The organism is Solibacillus sp. FSL K6-1781 (genome assembly GCF_038630735.1).
Taxonomy (GTDB): Bacteria; Bacillota; Bacilli; order Bacillales_A; family Planococcaceae; genus Solibacillus; species Solibacillus silvestris.
Map to the genome: position 1 here is coordinate 1,321,428 of NZ_CP152038.1, position 14,687 is coordinate 1,336,114.

General features: G+C 34.8%; 19 protein-coding genes. 12 read left to right on the forward strand and 7 right to left on the reverse strand.

The features are described 5' to 3' along the window. The 5 genes from MHH37_RS06360 (at position 1) to MHH37_RS06380 (ending at position 3,141) form a co-directional block, all read left to right on the forward strand. Complete coding sequence (locus MHH37_RS06360) at positions 1–234, forward strand: DUF6148 family protein (protein WP_342575462.1); 234 nt, start codon at positions 1–3, stop codon at positions 232–234. Between the two features lie 17 nt (positions 235–251). Beyond that, complete coding sequence (locus tag MHH37_RS06365) at positions 252–527, forward strand: hypothetical protein (protein ID WP_342575463.1); 276 nt, start codon at positions 252–254, stop codon at positions 525–527. Between the two features lie 153 nt (positions 528–680). After that, a complete protein-coding gene (locus tag MHH37_RS06370) occupies positions 681–1,754 on the forward strand; it encodes a C39 family peptidase (protein ID WP_342575464.1) in 1,074 nt (357 codons plus the stop codon). Between the two features lie 133 nt (positions 1,755–1,887). After that, positions 1,888–2,211: a histidine kinase gene (locus MHH37_RS06375; protein WP_342575465.1), complete on the forward strand. Its 324-nt coding sequence runs from the start codon at positions 1,888–1,890 to the stop codon at positions 2,209–2,211. A 519-nt stretch (positions 2,212–2,730) separates the two neighbouring features. Then, a complete protein-coding gene (locus tag MHH37_RS06380; protein ID WP_342575466.1) occupies positions 2,731–3,141 on the forward strand; it encodes a VOC family protein in 411 nt (136 codons plus the stop codon). Between the two features lie 134 nt (positions 3,142–3,275). Here the strand turns inward: MHH37_RS06380 and MHH37_RS06385 are convergent, their stop codons facing one another. Further along, positions 3,276–3,452 carry an aspartyl-phosphate phosphatase Spo0E family protein gene (locus MHH37_RS06385; RefSeq protein WP_014824333.1) on the reverse strand — a complete coding sequence of 59 codons (177 nt, stop codon included), beginning with the start codon at positions 3,450–3,452 and terminating at the stop codon, positions 3,276–3,278. Positions 3,453–3,827: 375 nt separating this feature from the next. On the opposite strand from MHH37_RS06385, the gene MHH37_RS06390 reads away from it, so the two are divergent. Genes MHH37_RS06390 through MHH37_RS06400 form a run of 3 tightly spaced genes read left to right on the forward strand, consistent with a single transcriptional unit; the run spans position 3,828 to position 7,096 of the window. After that, complete coding sequence (locus MHH37_RS06390; protein WP_342575467.1) at positions 3,828–4,943, forward strand: ABC transporter; 1,116 nt, start codon at positions 3,828–3,830, stop codon at positions 4,941–4,943. 11 nt (positions 4,944–4,954) lie between these two features. Beyond that, positions 4,955–6,169 (forward strand): ABC transporter permease, encoded by a 1,215-nt coding sequence (locus MHH37_RS06395; RefSeq protein WP_342575468.1) that lies wholly within the window; start codon positions 4,955–4,957, stop codon positions 6,167–6,169. 15 nt (positions 6,170–6,184) lie between these two features. Then, positions 6,185–7,096: an ABC transporter ATP-binding protein gene (locus MHH37_RS06400; protein ID WP_342575469.1), complete on the forward strand. Its 912-nt coding sequence runs from the start codon at positions 6,185–6,187 to the stop codon at positions 7,094–7,096. 103 nt (positions 7,097–7,199) lie between these two features. On the opposite strand, the gene MHH37_RS06405 is transcribed toward MHH37_RS06400, so the two are convergent. Beyond that, complete coding sequence (locus MHH37_RS06405; protein ID WP_342575470.1) at positions 7,200–8,444, reverse strand: MFS transporter; 1,245 nt, start codon at positions 8,442–8,444, stop codon at positions 7,200–7,202. 66 nt (positions 8,445–8,510) lie between these two features. Continuing rightward, a complete protein-coding gene (locus MHH37_RS06410) occupies positions 8,511–9,248 on the reverse strand; it encodes an SDR family NAD(P)-dependent oxidoreductase (RefSeq protein WP_008404970.1) in 738 nt (245 codons plus the stop codon). A 136-nt stretch (positions 9,249–9,384) separates the two neighbouring features. Here MHH37_RS06410 and MHH37_RS06415 point away from each other — a divergent pair, with 136 nt between their 5' ends. Continuing rightward, positions 9,385–10,266 carry a LysR family transcriptional regulator gene (locus MHH37_RS06415; protein ID WP_342575471.1) on the forward strand — a complete coding sequence of 294 codons (882 nt, stop codon included), beginning with the start codon at positions 9,385–9,387 and terminating at the stop codon, positions 10,264–10,266. Positions 10,267–10,782: 516 nt separating this feature from the next. Here the strand turns inward: MHH37_RS06415 and MHH37_RS06420 are convergent. Beyond that, a complete protein-coding gene (locus tag MHH37_RS06420; RefSeq protein WP_342576221.1) occupies positions 10,783–11,292 on the reverse strand; it encodes a DUF3231 family protein in 510 nt (169 codons plus the stop codon). A 319-nt stretch (positions 11,293–11,611) separates the two neighbouring features. Further along, positions 11,612–12,115: a CarD family transcriptional regulator gene (locus MHH37_RS06425; RefSeq protein ID WP_087618227.1), complete on the reverse strand. Its 504-nt coding sequence runs from the start codon at positions 12,113–12,115 to the stop codon at positions 11,612–11,614. Positions 12,116–12,288: 173 nt separating this feature from the next. On the opposite strand from MHH37_RS06425, the gene MHH37_RS06430 reads away from it, so the two are divergent. After that, the gene (locus MHH37_RS06430) at positions 12,289–12,702 is read left to right on the forward strand and encodes a MarR family winged helix-turn-helix transcriptional regulator (protein ID WP_008404964.1); all 414 of its coding nucleotides are present in this window, start codon (positions 12,289–12,291) and stop codon (positions 12,700–12,702) included. Positions 12,703–12,786: 84 nt separating this feature from the next. On the opposite strand, the gene MHH37_RS06435 is transcribed toward MHH37_RS06430, so the two are convergent. Beyond that, complete coding sequence (locus MHH37_RS06435; protein WP_008404962.1) at positions 12,787–13,350, reverse strand: nitroreductase family protein; 564 nt, start codon at positions 13,348–13,350, stop codon at positions 12,787–12,789. Between the two features lie 359 nt (positions 13,351–13,709). On the opposite strand from MHH37_RS06435, the gene MHH37_RS06440 reads away from it, so the two are divergent. Next, positions 13,710–13,910: a cold-shock protein gene (locus tag MHH37_RS06440; protein ID WP_008404960.1), complete on the forward strand. Its 201-nt coding sequence runs from the start codon at positions 13,710–13,712 to the stop codon at positions 13,908–13,910. Positions 13,911–14,153: 243 nt separating this feature from the next. Beyond that, entirely contained in the window at positions 14,154–14,282 is a 129-nt protein-coding gene (locus tag MHH37_RS06445) for a hypothetical protein (RefSeq protein ID WP_342575472.1), read from the forward strand. Between the two features lie 54 nt (positions 14,283–14,336). Here the strand turns inward: MHH37_RS06445 and MHH37_RS06450 are convergent, their stop codons facing one another. Further along, positions 14,337–14,612: a hypothetical protein gene (locus MHH37_RS06450; RefSeq protein WP_014824327.1), complete on the reverse strand. Its 276-nt coding sequence runs from the start codon at positions 14,610–14,612 to the stop codon at positions 14,337–14,339. Positions 14,613–14,687 lie beyond the last annotated feature (75 nt).

Sequence of the window (14,687 nt, forward strand, 5' to 3'; positions counted from 1 at the left end):
TTGGCTTTTTCGATTATGCAATGTAATGAACGGCTTCAAATTTGGCTAGATGCAGAAGCAGCTATTGCTAGTGGGCAAAGTTATATGATTGATAATCGTCGTTTGGAACGTGCAAATTTGGCTCAAGTTCGTGAGCAAATAAAGTTTTGGCAAAGGGAATTAGTAAAAGCAGAAGCAGCTGCTAATGGTCGGAGTCGGCGACGAACAATACGTATTGTTCCAAGAGATTTATAGAAAGGAGGTAGGCAAGAGTGAATATGGTTGACCGGGCAATTGCCGTTGTTTCTCCTGCAAGAGCAGTGAGGCGACAAGCTGCAAGAAAACAGTTAGATATATTGAACACTGGATATTCCAATAGCGGTGCGAGTAAACAAAAGAAATCTATGCGTGGCTGGTTATTCCGTGGCGGTTCTACTAAAGAAGACATTGACGAGAATTTAGACACGTTAAGACAACGTTCGCGCGATCTTTATATGAACACGCCTTTAGCTACAGGAGCATTAGTGGTAGCGGGCTTTTTATATTGACAAAATTAGGCTGTTTTATTCTTTTAGGCATATTTTAAATTTATTTGTCAGTTAATTGTAATATAAATAAAAGGGAGGTACTAGGAAAATAGTGAGTATGGCTAAAATATTTTAATTAAGGTTTTAAAAAAACTATAAGGTGGGGGTTTCAAAATGTTAAATAATTTGAAGAGATATATGGGAACATTTTTTGTTATAATATTATTTTCAATGTTAACAGTAACTATTGTAGATGCTGAAGAAAAAGAACAAGTTTTGTCTGAATCTAATATTGTATTAAATGATTATATGAAAAATGGATATTTTTTAGAGCCCTCAGACTTCAAGGCTAAGTCGGAAAGAGACGTTTTTGATATTAATGGAATAAAAATTGCAAAATATTATGTTGTAGAAAGTTTAAGTGGTCAAGAATATTTCGCTATTATTTCCAATTCACAAGAAAATTCAGAAGTTCTTTTAGGTGGAGAAGGTAATGGAGATGTATTTGAATTAGGGGAAGAAAATTACTACTATTTTGGTGGTTTTAGTATAGTTAGTGCTGATGATACAAATCAAATTATAGAGTATATTAAATCGGAAGATGAAGACCTCTCGACAAATGAAATTAAACAAGATTTAGACATTCAATTGATGAATACTACAGCTTCTACGGGTGATGGATATGGTTCGAAATCATTATCATCTCCTATATTTTCTCAAAAAGATCCAGATGTTAAATCAGGTTACCAAAGTTCTGCATGTGGCCCAACTACTATGGCAGTAATTTTACAGTACTGGCATGATTCAAAAAGTAAATCAAAATTACAAGTTTGGAAAAGTGGTTATTCAACTAAAGGGGCATTTATTAATAGCATGTATGCTAATCGTGGTGGCACTTTCTATGGTATGAGTGTAAATGGTGTGCGTTCAGGTCTAGAAAATGAAGCTATTGCAAGAGGATATTCAGCATCATCAAGTAGTTTTAATAATTTTTTCTCATATAAGACTCAAATAGATGATAATAAACCGGTTGCAGTAAAGTTTGATAAATGGTTTTCTAAATGGGAACCTAATGCAAAATATGATTATGATTATCACTGGACACCTGGACTTGGATATATCTATTCTGCTTCCTCAGGTGCACTGTTAAGAGTTCAAACATTAGGTGCTGATAGTTATGTACGTGATATAAACTATAACACTCATTCTGGAATTATAACAATGGTAAGTTTTTCAATTAATAACTAATTGTATGATTGTAAAATTTCTTTATTGTTAAATTGGTAGGTAAATACACTAAAATTGATTTTTTATAGTTTAAAAAATTGTAATTATTAATTATATATAATCTTGATATTTAATATGGCGGAAGGAGAGAAAAATGAAAAAAAAAATAATTATCTTTAATCTATTATTTTGTATAGTAGTTATTTTTGTTAATTACAATTATTTTAATTCTAAATCTCGGAACGCTATCGCATACAACTATGCGAAAAACTATATTGAAACTAACTATGCCATTGCTAGAGAAAATTTAAAATCTGAAGAAATCTATTACATGAGAGGAATGGGTTTGTTTGAAGTAGAAGTTAAAGATATAGAAACTAAAAATCATTATTTTTTTGAAGTGGATATTAACGATGATTATTCATTATATTATATAAAAGATCTTACTGAGCTTCATCATAAAAATCAGGTTCATTAAAGAAAATTAATTGCAACAGTTATCAGCAATTTTTTAAGAAAAATATAAAGTTTTTAAAATACGACAATATACTCTGACTTAAAAAGCATTCTTGGGGGAATGCTTTTTATTATGCTTAAAATACAAAGGCTATTATTGTTCCTAGGTATTCAAAAAAAGTGTGTATGACCGTCACCCTTATGCATATTTCCTTGTATAAAATTTGCCCACAAATTGCCCACAAACTATTAATTTTCTACAGTGTTTTATAATGACCGAACTCTTCAAAACATTGATTTATCAGTATTCCTAGTGAACTAAATTTCTAACTATTATATAGGAACAGAATCCGTACAACCGTTACACAGTGGGAACGTGACCAATATATGAAGATGTACTAAGAAGAAAGCGTTTGGGCTGCATGCTCCAACGCGTTTTTCATATTAACAGATATACGTTATGTAGGATCTTGATTTCATCCTTATGTTGTAGAGTATTTTTCTCCTTTTCTATCTAAAATGGAAGAAGGAGGGGATGTAAATGAAACAGTGGACAGAAACATTACATGTAGCACAATTTCGTATCGCACGGCCAACTGATCAATTAGTTCAAATCGAACGTTTTTACTGTGAAGGTCTTGGTCTTAAGAAGCTTGGTGGCTTTAAATGGCATCGTGGATATACCGGCATCATGATTGGCTTACCGGATGCATCATATCATTTGGAATTTACTGAGCATGTTGATGGAAGTCCATGTCCTGCGCCAACGGAAGATAATTTGCTCGTTTTTTATATGCCTAATGTCAAACAAATTCAAACTGTACAGTCTCGACTCGCTAATATGGGATACGATGAAGTTCCACCGGAAAATCCATATTGGGCAGAAAAAGGTGTGACGATTGCGGATCCGGATGGCTGGCGTATTGTATTGATGAACACGGACGGTATTTAATTGTGTATATACAAAAATATAATAAAAAGAAAGCGTTGGGGCTTATGCTCCAACGCTTTTTTAATAACAAAACATAAATACGGCAGGTCTACGTACAGAACCTGAGCGACATTATTTATGTATTCTCTCTATTGTTATGCAGCAGTATCCGAATACTTATTAAGTAATTCGTCTAACTCTTGACTGCAATGTACTACTTCAGGGTGTGTGAATCCTAGATCATTTGCTTTTTTGTACATGTCTTTTCTTTTAGATTCAATTCTTATTCTCAATCTTAGTCTAAATATTTTTTTGAAAAATAAAAATCTCATTGCTAAATTTATATTCCTTTCTGAAGTATTACGATGTTTTACTATTTTTGAGTTAAATAAAACAGCGCTTATTCATCGTAACTTATTACAAAATAATACAGTGTCGAATCATGTTAGAAACAAAAAGTTCACAATTTTGTAAAAAACAGGTGTATTATATAAAAATAATTTTATCTCATATTGACTTCAGTTATGAAACGAAATAGTTAAAGGAGAGTAGTGAATTTAGAAGGATTTTCTTCCTTTTTATTGAAAATTTACCTTTTAGTTTGAAAATTATTAATTGATAGATTATTCTAATAAAGTACCTGTTTTTGTACTTTAGGTTTGTAAACGTTTTCAATGTCGATATATAGAAGGGGAGGGAGATTATCTATGTTGCAGGCGTTAAAAGTAGGGTTATTAATCGAACGCTCCAACCGAAAAAATATTGTCGCGTTACTAGCAGTGATCGTCATTGTGTTCGGCTGTATGTTTTTTATTAAAGCACAGTCAGTAGGGGATCAGCTCAATGAAAAAAGGGGCGACTACTACAGTTCGCGTGCTGTATTATCCAAGTTCCAAGTGCAGGATGCCTCAAGGGACGGGGATGGCAGTGAATTATTTAAAAATCTGACACAGCAAAAAAGTGCCGTCGCTTTACAAATTGCCTCATTAACTGTAGAAAATTATCCGATGTATTATGAGGCGTCCTACCGTATTGCAGAACTGCGTCAACAAGCTTTTGATATGGAAGAGTATGAAAAAGTGGAGGATTTACTGCCTTCCAAGTTCCAAAATTCATTAAACTATTTATATTTTAAAACGATGTACGAATCGGGCAAAAATACGATTAGTGATTTATCTCATTACATACCATTTTTATTGTATTTCTTTAGTTTAGTAGGTGTTGGCTGGTACATATTCATGGGCTTCTATACGAGCTCGATTTTGCTGGATGATTTTGAGCATTCAAGTATTATTAAAGGCTATCCTGTTCGTTTTGACCAATATATGATATCCAAATGTATCATTGCCTTTTTATATGTTGTTGCATTTATTGTACTCATCTTTATCAGTGCGTCGCCATTGTTATTTAATGGTTTGGGAGATAGTTCCGAAAAAGTAGCCGTTTATTTAGGTGAGCCGGCATTAATTTCAAGTGTGTACTATATTGTACTATGTATTGTCTACATGATCGTCATCTCGATATTTGTAATGCTCTTATCAATTATTTTAAATGTTCTGCTGAAAAATATGTATTTAACATTGTTTGTTCATTTTATTCTATTCTTTTTACCTATTATTTTCTCTTCAATTATTAGTATGTTCCCGTACAATCCGTTCCATTTTATGAACTTCAATGAAATTTTAAATGGAATGCCGTTGGATTTAGTGCGACCTGTGGATATAACGATGAATATCGGATTACTGATTATGAGTATTTGTATTTTAATCATGTTATTCGTCATTAAAACATTCTTCTCTACAGGAAAAATTAAAAGGGCCTAGGGGGGAAAGAAATGTACGGATATTTTAAATTTGAGCTGAAACAGTTTTTTACGAATAAGAAAAACTTGGCGATCTATTTTCTTTTGGCATTTGCTGCAATATTTTATGCATTTAAAATCGCACCTGCCTATGATCCGATTGAAAAGGTCGATCGGGAGGAGATTGAAGCCCGCTATTTAACGCGACAGGAATTTATTGATGATTTAAGTAAGAGGGACTTATGGGAAGTGCATCCGACATCAGTTAGAGCATATTATGATTTTGCTGATATCAACCCGCTGGATAAGGCAAGAATGGATGCCCTTGATGCAAATGATCTGAAAAAGTATGCGGAAGTAACAAGCGCCTGGTATGTTCAAATGAACTATTTGACTTTTTATAATGAACACCTTTTCTATAATGACCGATATTATGTGGCAGACAGGGAATTTGCAAATGTTGAAGGTGCCTTAAATGCGATGGATCAACATTACCGGTACGGTGCTTTTAATGAGGCGAATTACGCGTTGTCGATTGGTGTTTTTGAACAACGTACGGCATTGCAGACGTTTGAGCGACTTCTGAAAGGCCCGCTTCCTTTAATATTAATTATTTGTACCTTATTACTGGCGATCGATATTGTGACGAAGGATCGTCGTCACCCGTCGCTGTTAAAAGGTTTTCCGATTGCCGACTGGAAGAAGCTGCTCGTAAAAATATGTGTTGCTTTTATCGGCAGTATCACATTATTTGTTCCTTTACTTATTGGTTTTATGATAATCGGGGCTCAATCAGGTTTCGGCAATCTTAAACTGCCATCACCCGAGTATGCTTTTAATTTCTTGCAATGGGGGAATGAGAGTTTAGCTAATATGATGACATTAGGCATGTTTTTGGGTCGGTCTTTATCATTACTGATTGTATGGTTCATTGTCATTATCAATGTTGTGATTTTAAGCAGTTTACTGTTCCGCCAAGAAATGGTGAACTTGGCGGCCGGACTATTAGTCATTTTTGGCGAAAAGTTTTATCTAAGCCGCGGTATCGGGTATTTTTGGGGAGTGGAAAAAGTTCCTACAACGTATATCCATGTCGGAAAAGTTGTGTCTAGTTATCAGAACTATTATTTAGGAAGTGAGAATGTAGATTATCAATACGGCCTGCTGTTATTGTCAATATGCGCAGTTGTCCTATTGGTCATTACGCTGCTCATTTCATTTAATAAACGTTTTAAGCTTGTAAAATAAAGGGGGGGACAACGAATGATTGCTATTGAAAATATTACCGTTCAATTTGCTGAAAAGAAAGTACTCAACGATATTTCAATCAAGTTTGAACAGGGCGAGATGATCGGGCTAGTTGCACCAAACGGAACCGGAAAATCCACTTTGATGAATGTCATAATGAACTATTTGCCGCCAACAAGCGGGAAAGTATCGTTTAACGGTAATCTTAGCTATTCGAGTAAATCAAACGAGGTGAAAATTCACGAGTTTGTGTCGATGATGCCGGATCAAAGTGATTTATATAACCATTTAAGCGGTCGTGCCCATTTAAAAATGTTCGCAACGATGTGGAAGTCCGATCCGAAAATGATCGACGAAACAATTGAAGCGCTGAATATGGGCCATTATGTAAATAAAAAAACGGGTACTTATTCACTTGGTATGCGTCAGCGTCTTTGTTTTGCAATGCAAATTGTAGCAAATACAGACATTATGATGATGGACGAAGTAATGAACGGGCTCGACCCGAATAATATTGAAATCATTTCTAAGATTTTAATGAAGAAAAAGGCCGAGGGGAAAATGATCATTATCGCTTCGCACTTGCTCGATAATCTGGAAAAGTACGCCGACCGGATTTTCCTGTTCAATGGAGGCAAATTGGTCGATACGAATGAAATTATTGAAGGGTTCAGTCAGGCGAAAATTAAAACAGTACGGGTGAAAAATATGGAGGAATCCGTAAAAGCGCTGCTGAAAGAAAAGTATCCGTTAATTGAGCAGCAAACACTCGTTACGGATATGACACTTCTTCATCTTCCTAGTTTAGAACCAATGCTCTTAAGCGATTTGACTGAATTTTTAGTGGATAACAATGTAATGGACTTTGCATTTGGTAAAGTGACATTGAATGATTTATATGCCCTTTACTATCATGAAGTTGTATAATAAAAAGCCTTCGTCAATCATTTTGACGAAGGCTGTTTTTATAACGAACAAAAAAGTTTGAATGGTATGCTTGTAAGTTATAAAAGAGTTGAAATTTTACATTTTAAACATTTAATTTTTTCTTCCAGTTCAATGAGAAGATACTTGAAGAAATAACAACTACGAATAGCGTAATTACCGTAATAAATACGATATAGTAAGATCCAGTTGTATCGAAAATGTAACTGAATAAAGTAGTACCGACTGCAACACCTAATGTAGAAGCAGACATGATTGTAGTATAAATGGATGCATAGTCTCTACCGCCAAATACTTCACGAATAACCATTGGAGGTAAAAGGGTAGACCCTGAGAAACCGATACCGAATAATAATGCACCTAAATACATCATACCGATGCCGAATGAATCAGAGAACAGTAAAGCAATCGTACCTAAAATACCACTGCCGATACCTGTTAACAATGCTAATTTAACGCCAAATTTATCGTTAACCGCACCGATCAGAAACTTCCCGCCTGTTTGACCGATCGTTACACATGTAACACCTGTAGCGGCCATTGCAGCAGAGAAACCAACTGATTGGATAAAGTTTGGTACGTGGAAGCCAACTGTAGATGCTAAACCAAATAAACCTGTAAATCCTAAAATTAAATAGAATGGAATTGTTTTAATGGCAACGTTTTTCATTACCCCAGTTTCAGGTTGTGCTTGTACAGCAACTTTATTTGTTGTTTCTTCAGCTCCATAAGGCTGTTTATTCATATCTTCTGGTTTTGAACGAATAACGAATAATGTAAATGGCAAAATTAATAGGGCGATACATACACCTAAAATCATGTATGTTGGACGCCAGCCGATTGATTCGATTAACGCACCAGTGATTTGAGCGAAAATCGCACCACCAATACCCATGAAGGCCATCGCAAAACCTAATGCTGTACCGGCTTTTGCTTTAAACCAATTGTTGATTAGTAATGGAATCGTACCATAAATCAGGAATGTACTACCGATACCAAGTGCAACACCTGAGATGTAGAAATTCCAGGCAGATGTATAGAAGCCCATTAATCCGAATGCGAGTGCATTTATAATACCAGCTATTGTTAAAATATAACGAACATCGAATTTATTTAAAAACTTCCCTGCAAACGGTAAGAAAATTGTTACTGTTAAATACATAATTGAAGTATACAAACTAATATCAGATACACCAACACCGAAATCTTGTGCTACAGCGCGATATAATAGACCAGCACAGCTTACGATAATACCGACACTTGCCGCATAAATTGCAGCACTTGCGATCATGATCCACCAGGCATAGTGCATTTTCCCTTGTTTTTCCATGTTATCTCCTTTGATGTAGCAGAGAAGCAAGTGAATTGCTTCTCCTCATAATTTATGCAAAATAATTTATTGAATTGTGAAACCGCCATCAATTGTTACCGCAGTACCGCTCATGAATTTCGCTTCATCAGATGCTAAAAATACAGCTAAGTCTGCTACTTCTTCAACTTGACCGAATGTACGTGTCGGTACAGCTTCTTTAGAAAGACCAGCTAAAACGTCTTTTACTAAAGGTGTTTCAATTGTACCCGGGCAAATTGCGTTGATTTTGATCCCGTAGCGAGCGTATTCGCTAGATAAATGTTTTGTATAACCGATTGCACCGTGTTTAGAAGCTGTGTATGCTGCTCCACCTTTACCTGCAACTAAACCGGCAACAGAACAAATGTTTACGATTGCGCCAGTTTGACGCTCGATCATGCTTGGTAATACAGCGTTACAGAATTCGAACATGCTTGTTAAATTAATATCAATTAAAAATTTCCATTGATCTAATGTAGTTTCAAGCGATTTTTGATATTTGTCGAATACACCGGCATTGTTAACTAGCACATCAACTGGACCGAAAGTTTCTTCCGTCACTTTGATACAGTTTAAAATATCCTCTGTTTTCATGACATTTACTGATACAGCGATTGCTTCGCCACCAGCTGCTTTAATTTCTTCTGCAACTGCTTGTGCACCTTCAAAGTTTAAGTCTGCAACAACGACTTTTGCACCTTCTTTTGCAAAACGAATTGCTTCGCCTTGACCCATTCCGGAGGCTGCTCCTGTAATAATGGCAACTTTATTTTGTAAACGCATAGTAGATCTCTCCTTAAATCAATTTTTTAATAATTGCTTGTGCGCAATTTATATCTTAAACTTAGGACATATATAATTAAAAATACTTATTTCTTATTTTGATATAACTTAAAGTTATTAAGTAGAGGTGATTTGAATGGATTTAGTAAAACTGCGCTATTTTTATGAAACAGCGAAAGTACAAAATATGTCGCATGCTGCAAAAGAACTTTTGATTTCACAACCGGCATTAAGTAAGGCAATTGCCCAGCTGGAAGAAGAATTGGAGATGGATCTTTTTTACAGAAACGGCAAACGTATTACACTAAATTCAAATGGTGAATTTTTATTTAAACGAGCGGAGCGGATTTTTGCTGAAATACTGGATCTGGAGAGAGGTCTACGTGAATTTCGTGAGCAGGGGAATGGGGAACTGTCCATTGTTACAACGTTACCTTATACATTCACGAATATATTGAATGAGTTTTTGAATTTCTATCCAACCATAAAATACAAGCAAGTACCTTTATCGAAGGATAATCTTGAACAATTTATTGAATATGGAAAGTTTGATTTGTGCATCACAACGGAGAAGTTGAACCATCCGAATGTAGAGTGGCTTCCATTGTTCAACGAAGAAATATTTTTAACGGTACCTTCGACATACCCGGAAGCTAAATTGGAGTCGGTTCATCTTTCCGAATTGCGTTCTTTACCATTCATTGGTCTGACTGCTGAATACCGTTTCCGTCAACTGACGGATAATTTTTGCCAGGAGAACGGTTATACACCTGAATACCAAGTGGAAGTAGAAGAAGCAACGACAATATTACAGCTTGTAAAAAATGGTCGTGGAGCTGCCTTTACACCTGAAACGTCGATGAATATGTATGATGATAAAATCAAGCATGTTCGCATTGAAAATGGGGAATTTACTCGAACGATTGGATTATTAAAACATAAATATACGTATACTACAGCCATTTCTAAAGCATTTATCCAGCATTGCTATGATTATTTCGAGAATACACATAAATAACACGATAAAAGACGAATTCCCCGCCTATTGAACATAGACGGGGACATTTAAATATTAGGGGGGAGTTGATTGTTTTGTCGAACAATGTATTGTAATAGTTTAGTAGTCATTCGTTGAGCAGAACTTAATAAACTATAATTCGTCCAAATTTCTTCCAAGAAATTTGATGGTCTGAATTTTATAGTTGGAGGCTGTAAAATCCAGTAGTAGACTGAGTAAAAGTCCTGAATTTGAAAAATCGTAATTTAAATTCGATTATTTGTGCTGCAAAATTAATCTTTTGCACAAGTAAAATATACACGCATTTCTATATCATTAAAAATACTTATTTTTTATTCTGATATAACTTTTGGTTATTAAGAGCCTGCTACTTAAAAGCAAAACGCCATTTCTTTAATAAGAAATGGCGTTAATGATTGTATGGTGAATGGGGATCTGTATCACAGTGCAATATAATATTTAGTAAAAAAATATCTATTCGAGTTAAATATATTGTGCACTAATTACTTTCTTTCATTAATGTAACGGATGGTGCAGATGCAATGGTGGTGGGATTAGCCAGCCTTTTGCTTTGTTTAAGCGTAATAACTTTGCCCCAAGCTGTGCCTTTGCTGTATGGAATTGACCATACATCATTCCGATATCTTCTCGCATTGTCATACCCATAGCCTGGCTGCAGCTTACTAAACCTGCAGCAACATCTACAGATAATGCGGCACTTATTTCAGGATCATTGAATCTTGCTCCTGGCGGAATATTTTCAATACGTGCTTCAGGACGTTCCGGTGGTGCAGGAGGGAGTCCAACTCCATTTAATTTAAGAATTTTTTCTAATTGCTTAACTTCATCTCTTGCGAATTGGATAAAGTCTTCGATTATTTTTTTTAAGTCGTTGTCACCGGCATGGTTATAAAATGTCTGATATGCGGCAATCATACTGTATCCAGCAGCCAAACTCGTCCAAACGTTAAATACTTCTCCATAATGTAACGGTTCGTCTTTCGGGTTTCCTGTTAAAATTCCCATCATTACACTTCCCTTCAAAATTAGGTTTATTTCATACAACGGTAGTATGAGCAGTAAGGGTTTTTTAATTCATTTATAAATAAAAAAAATAATACACATATCTGCCTTAGAAAAAATAGAGAAGGGAACAAATCAGACGAAGGTCCATTTATTTTATAAATGAAAACAAAAAATAAAACGCTTGCTACTGAATACAATAGCAAACGCCTTATTTGAATATGATTTTATGTATAAAGAGGTAAGTCAATCAGTAACGAATATTGTTGAAGTAAACGAAATTTACTTCAACTCGTTAATGAAGCAAAGCTGATTTTGAAAATCAGTTAGTAGGTCCTTGAACTCTTTTGTAAATTTCCTTTTCAATCGTATCTTTTGGCTTTTTAAGCGCGATTTCGAGGACATCTAATATAATTGTTGAGAGTTGTTGTAAAATTTGTGAGTCTTGGGATGTTATTTTTTTCTCGTCTTTTTGTAATTCCAAATCTTTTCTTAGGAGAGTATTCATTAACTGGGCAGCTTCAAGATGATTGTTCGCACTTAAGATTTCTGCGTGATTTCTTTGACGGTTTGTACTGCGGTCATTCCATTCGCTTGGTTCATTTGAGAAACAATCCATAATTTGAACTGCTTCATCATAGCTCAATATTTTTTCAAGTTGTGAGTTTTTACTTTCAACTGGATGATATAGTGTTACTCCCGGTCTAATTTTTGATTGCATAACATAGTAAAGCATAGGTTCTCCTGTGAAGTTTTGTTCTACAATGCCCTCAATCTGGCAAATACCATGGGATTTATAAAACGTTAAGTCACCAATTTTATACATATATACGCCTCCGGAAAAAGTTATAAATTTAATTTTAAAGTAATTTTGCGTTTAAGTCAACTAAGTTGACTTAAAAGTTCTATTAGTATCGTGAACTTGAATTAATATTTTTCCTTTAGTATGATGCTTGAGAATATTTAAGAATGATGCTGATAGAAAGAAGGAAAAAAGCCATGATTGACTTTATAGAATTATTGTATCGCCAACATAAACATTTGCGCCAAATGGCTGAAATGATGTGGAATGAAAATAATGACCTTCATATAACGAGTTCGGAATGGTTTGTACTGAAAAACATATATGAGGGCTATGTAACAGTACCTGAATTAGTAAAACAATTGGACATTTCAAAGCAAGGGGTTCATAAATTTGTGACTTCCTTACAAGAAAAGGAATTAATTACGACCGAATTAATAAAAGGATCGAAAGTTCAAAAGATGGCTCATTTGACCGAAAAGGGAATCATTATTTTTAATGAAAGCAAAAAAATGGAGCTGGAAATAGAAAAGATGGTAAGAGATACGATCGGGGATAAAGAATATGAAATGCTGCTGGAAATGCTCAAAAAGCCGCTTTTGAAAATTTAAATCCGATTCATTCAAAATGTAGACAACAGAAAACCGCACGAAAGAGTACTTCCTTCATGCGGTTACTTCAATACATTTTATTACTTATTTAAACGAACCTTCAAATACAATTTCATTTAATGGGCGTCGGCCTGATGGTGTCTCACGTGCCTGTAATTCAGGAGAGAGCATTTCTTTATCGCCTTTGTAACCAATAGCAATTGCTAAATGCACATCAAATGTATCCGGAATGTTAAACGCTTCTTTCGCCACATCTTTATAAATACCGCTCATTGGATGAGTGATTAATCCTTCTTTAGCTGCCTGAAGTGAAAGGAAGCCCCATGCTGTACCTGAATCAAACTCATGTGAACCTTTTGTATTGTCTGAAACGACTAATACTAAAACGGGTGCACGTTTTGCCCATACTAAGTTACCTTCCATTAAAACAGGGTGGAACTTTGCTAAATCCTCTTCTGTTTTCGCTACGATAAAACGCCAAGGTTGGTTATTGCCTGCTGAAGGAGCCCAACGAGCTGCTTCAAATAAACGGTTTAATACATCTTCTGCAACAGGTGTGTCTGCATAGGCGCGCGGTGACCAACGATTTAAAAATACTTCAGAAATGTCGTGCTCCGCAGTTCGAAATTCTTTTGCTTGTAATACCATGAAAAAAATCCTCCTAGTTCTATGTAATACATCTCCTATATTAACCAACACGAAAATATAATTGCAAATAAAATGCTTACAAAAAGTAAGTAAATGATTATTAGTTAGTAATTGCAAATTATTAATGGAAATGCAGGTCATCTATTGTAAGAAAGGCAGAAGCAGATAAAGTTGTTTTTAATAGTAGACAAATGCAATATTTTGCTATATACTAAAGTCAATGAGATAGTTACAAGACATTAAATTCACCTATTACAAAAAGTATTCGTGGTTTAGTTGGTACTTTTTGTAATATGTGAATTTTTTTCTTTTGGAAGAATTGCGATCTTATTAAATTTAATTAATTGGAGGTCATTTAAATGACACAAGGTACAGTAAAATGGTTTAACTCAGAAAAAGGTTTCGGTTTCATCGAAGTTGAAGGCGGTTCTGACGTATTCGCTCACTTCTCAGCTATTCAAGGCGACGGTTTCAAAACTCTTGAAGAAGGTCAAAAAGTTGAGTTTTCAGTAGAAGACGGTCAACGTGGACCACAAGCTACAAACATCGTAAAACTTTAATTTTAATGATGTAATCATAAAAGAGGGATCCTTACATTAGGATTCCTCTTTTTTTGTATATTTTCATTAAAAAAATATTGCAGTTTAAATTTTGCAGATGAAATTGGAACTGCTATTAATTTTGTCGTATCTACAGGTAGTAAGGATTTACAATTTATCTTATTTCACCGGGAATTTAACGGCAAGTTAGCATGGTAAATACGACTTTGACGATAAATTGGCAAGAGTTGGTGGGGGAGGATTATGGAAATTCCGAGGTTTTTACTTTATCCGGGTAGTAATTGGAGTATGACGGATTGGATTACGGATTGGATTGTCAGCCATATGCCTTTTCGTGGTTCAATAGCTTTAGTAGTTGAAACAGAATGTTGAGAAAATCGAATTCAGAAGAAAAGCCACTTTCTTAGAAAGTGGCCTCTTGTTTACTTAGTCTGCTTCAATTCGTATCGCATCAATTTTTTGACAGTCTACGATAAGTGTTGAACCGCGTTCAGTGATTGGATCAATAAATATTGCACAGCAATTATTATTGTCAAATCTTTTAAAAACGACATCTTCTAATATTTGACCGCCTGATAAGAAAACGTCAACTTCTGTCCCTTTTCTTAATTCTCTTAATAGGTCACAGATACAACCTTTACAACGATTCTTATTATTGTTAGAACTTAATTCACTTGTACATTTGCTACAATTACAACCCATTTGTAACACCCTTTTCTTATCTGAATTTGTAAGGCTAGCCTTACATTATTAGAATATGGTATGAAAATGAAACGA

Coding starts and splice junctions, on each gene's coding strand:
- MHH37_RS06370 (WP_342575464.1), top strand. CDS start 681: ATGTTAAATAATTTGAAGAGATATATGGGAACATTTTTTGTTATAATA.
- MHH37_RS06375 (WP_342575465.1), top strand. CDS start 1,888: ATGAAAAAAAAAATAATTATCTTTAATCTATTATTTTGTATAGTAGTT.
- MHH37_RS06380 (WP_342575466.1), top strand. CDS start 2,731: ATGAAACAGTGGACAGAAACATTACATGTAGCACAATTTCGTATCGCA.
- MHH37_RS06385 (WP_014824333.1), bottom strand. CDS start 3,452: ATGAGATTTTTATTTTTCAAAAAAATATTTAGACTAAGATTGAGAATA.
- MHH37_RS06390 (WP_342575467.1), top strand. CDS start 3,828: ATGTTGCAGGCGTTAAAAGTAGGGTTATTAATCGAACGCTCCAACCGA.
- MHH37_RS06395 (WP_342575468.1), top strand. CDS start 4,955: ATGTACGGATATTTTAAATTTGAGCTGAAACAGTTTTTTACGAATAAG.
- MHH37_RS06400 (WP_342575469.1), top strand. CDS start 6,185: ATGATTGCTATTGAAAATATTACCGTTCAATTTGCTGAAAAGAAAGTA.
- MHH37_RS06405 (WP_342575470.1), bottom strand. CDS start 8,444: ATGGAAAAACAAGGGAAAATGCACTATGCCTGGTGGATCATGATCGCA.
- MHH37_RS06410 (WP_008404970.1), bottom strand. CDS start 9,248: ATGCGTTTACAAAATAAAGTTGCCATTATTACAGGAGCAGCCTCCGGA.
- MHH37_RS06415 (WP_342575471.1), top strand. CDS start 9,385: ATGGATTTAGTAAAACTGCGCTATTTTTATGAAACAGCGAAAGTACAA.
- MHH37_RS06420 (WP_342576221.1), bottom strand. CDS start 11,292: ATGGGAATTTTAACAGGAAACCCGAAAGACGAACCGTTACATTATGGA.
- MHH37_RS06425 (WP_087618227.1), bottom strand. CDS start 12,115: ATGTATAAAATTGGTGACTTAACGTTTTATAAATCCCATGGTATTTGC.
- MHH37_RS06430 (WP_008404964.1), top strand. CDS start 12,289: ATGATTGACTTTATAGAATTATTGTATCGCCAACATAAACATTTGCGC.
- MHH37_RS06435 (WP_008404962.1), bottom strand. CDS start 13,350: ATGGTATTACAAGCAAAAGAATTTCGAACTGCGGAGCACGACATTTCT.
- MHH37_RS06440 (WP_008404960.1), top strand. CDS start 13,710: ATGACACAAGGTACAGTAAAATGGTTTAACTCAGAAAAAGGTTTCGGT.
- MHH37_RS06445 (WP_342575472.1), top strand. CDS start 14,154: ATGGAAATTCCGAGGTTTTTACTTTATCCGGGTAGTAATTGGAGTATG.
- MHH37_RS06450 (WP_014824327.1), bottom strand. CDS start 14,612: ATGGGTTGTAATTGTAGCAAATGTACAAGTGAATTAAGTTCTAACAAT.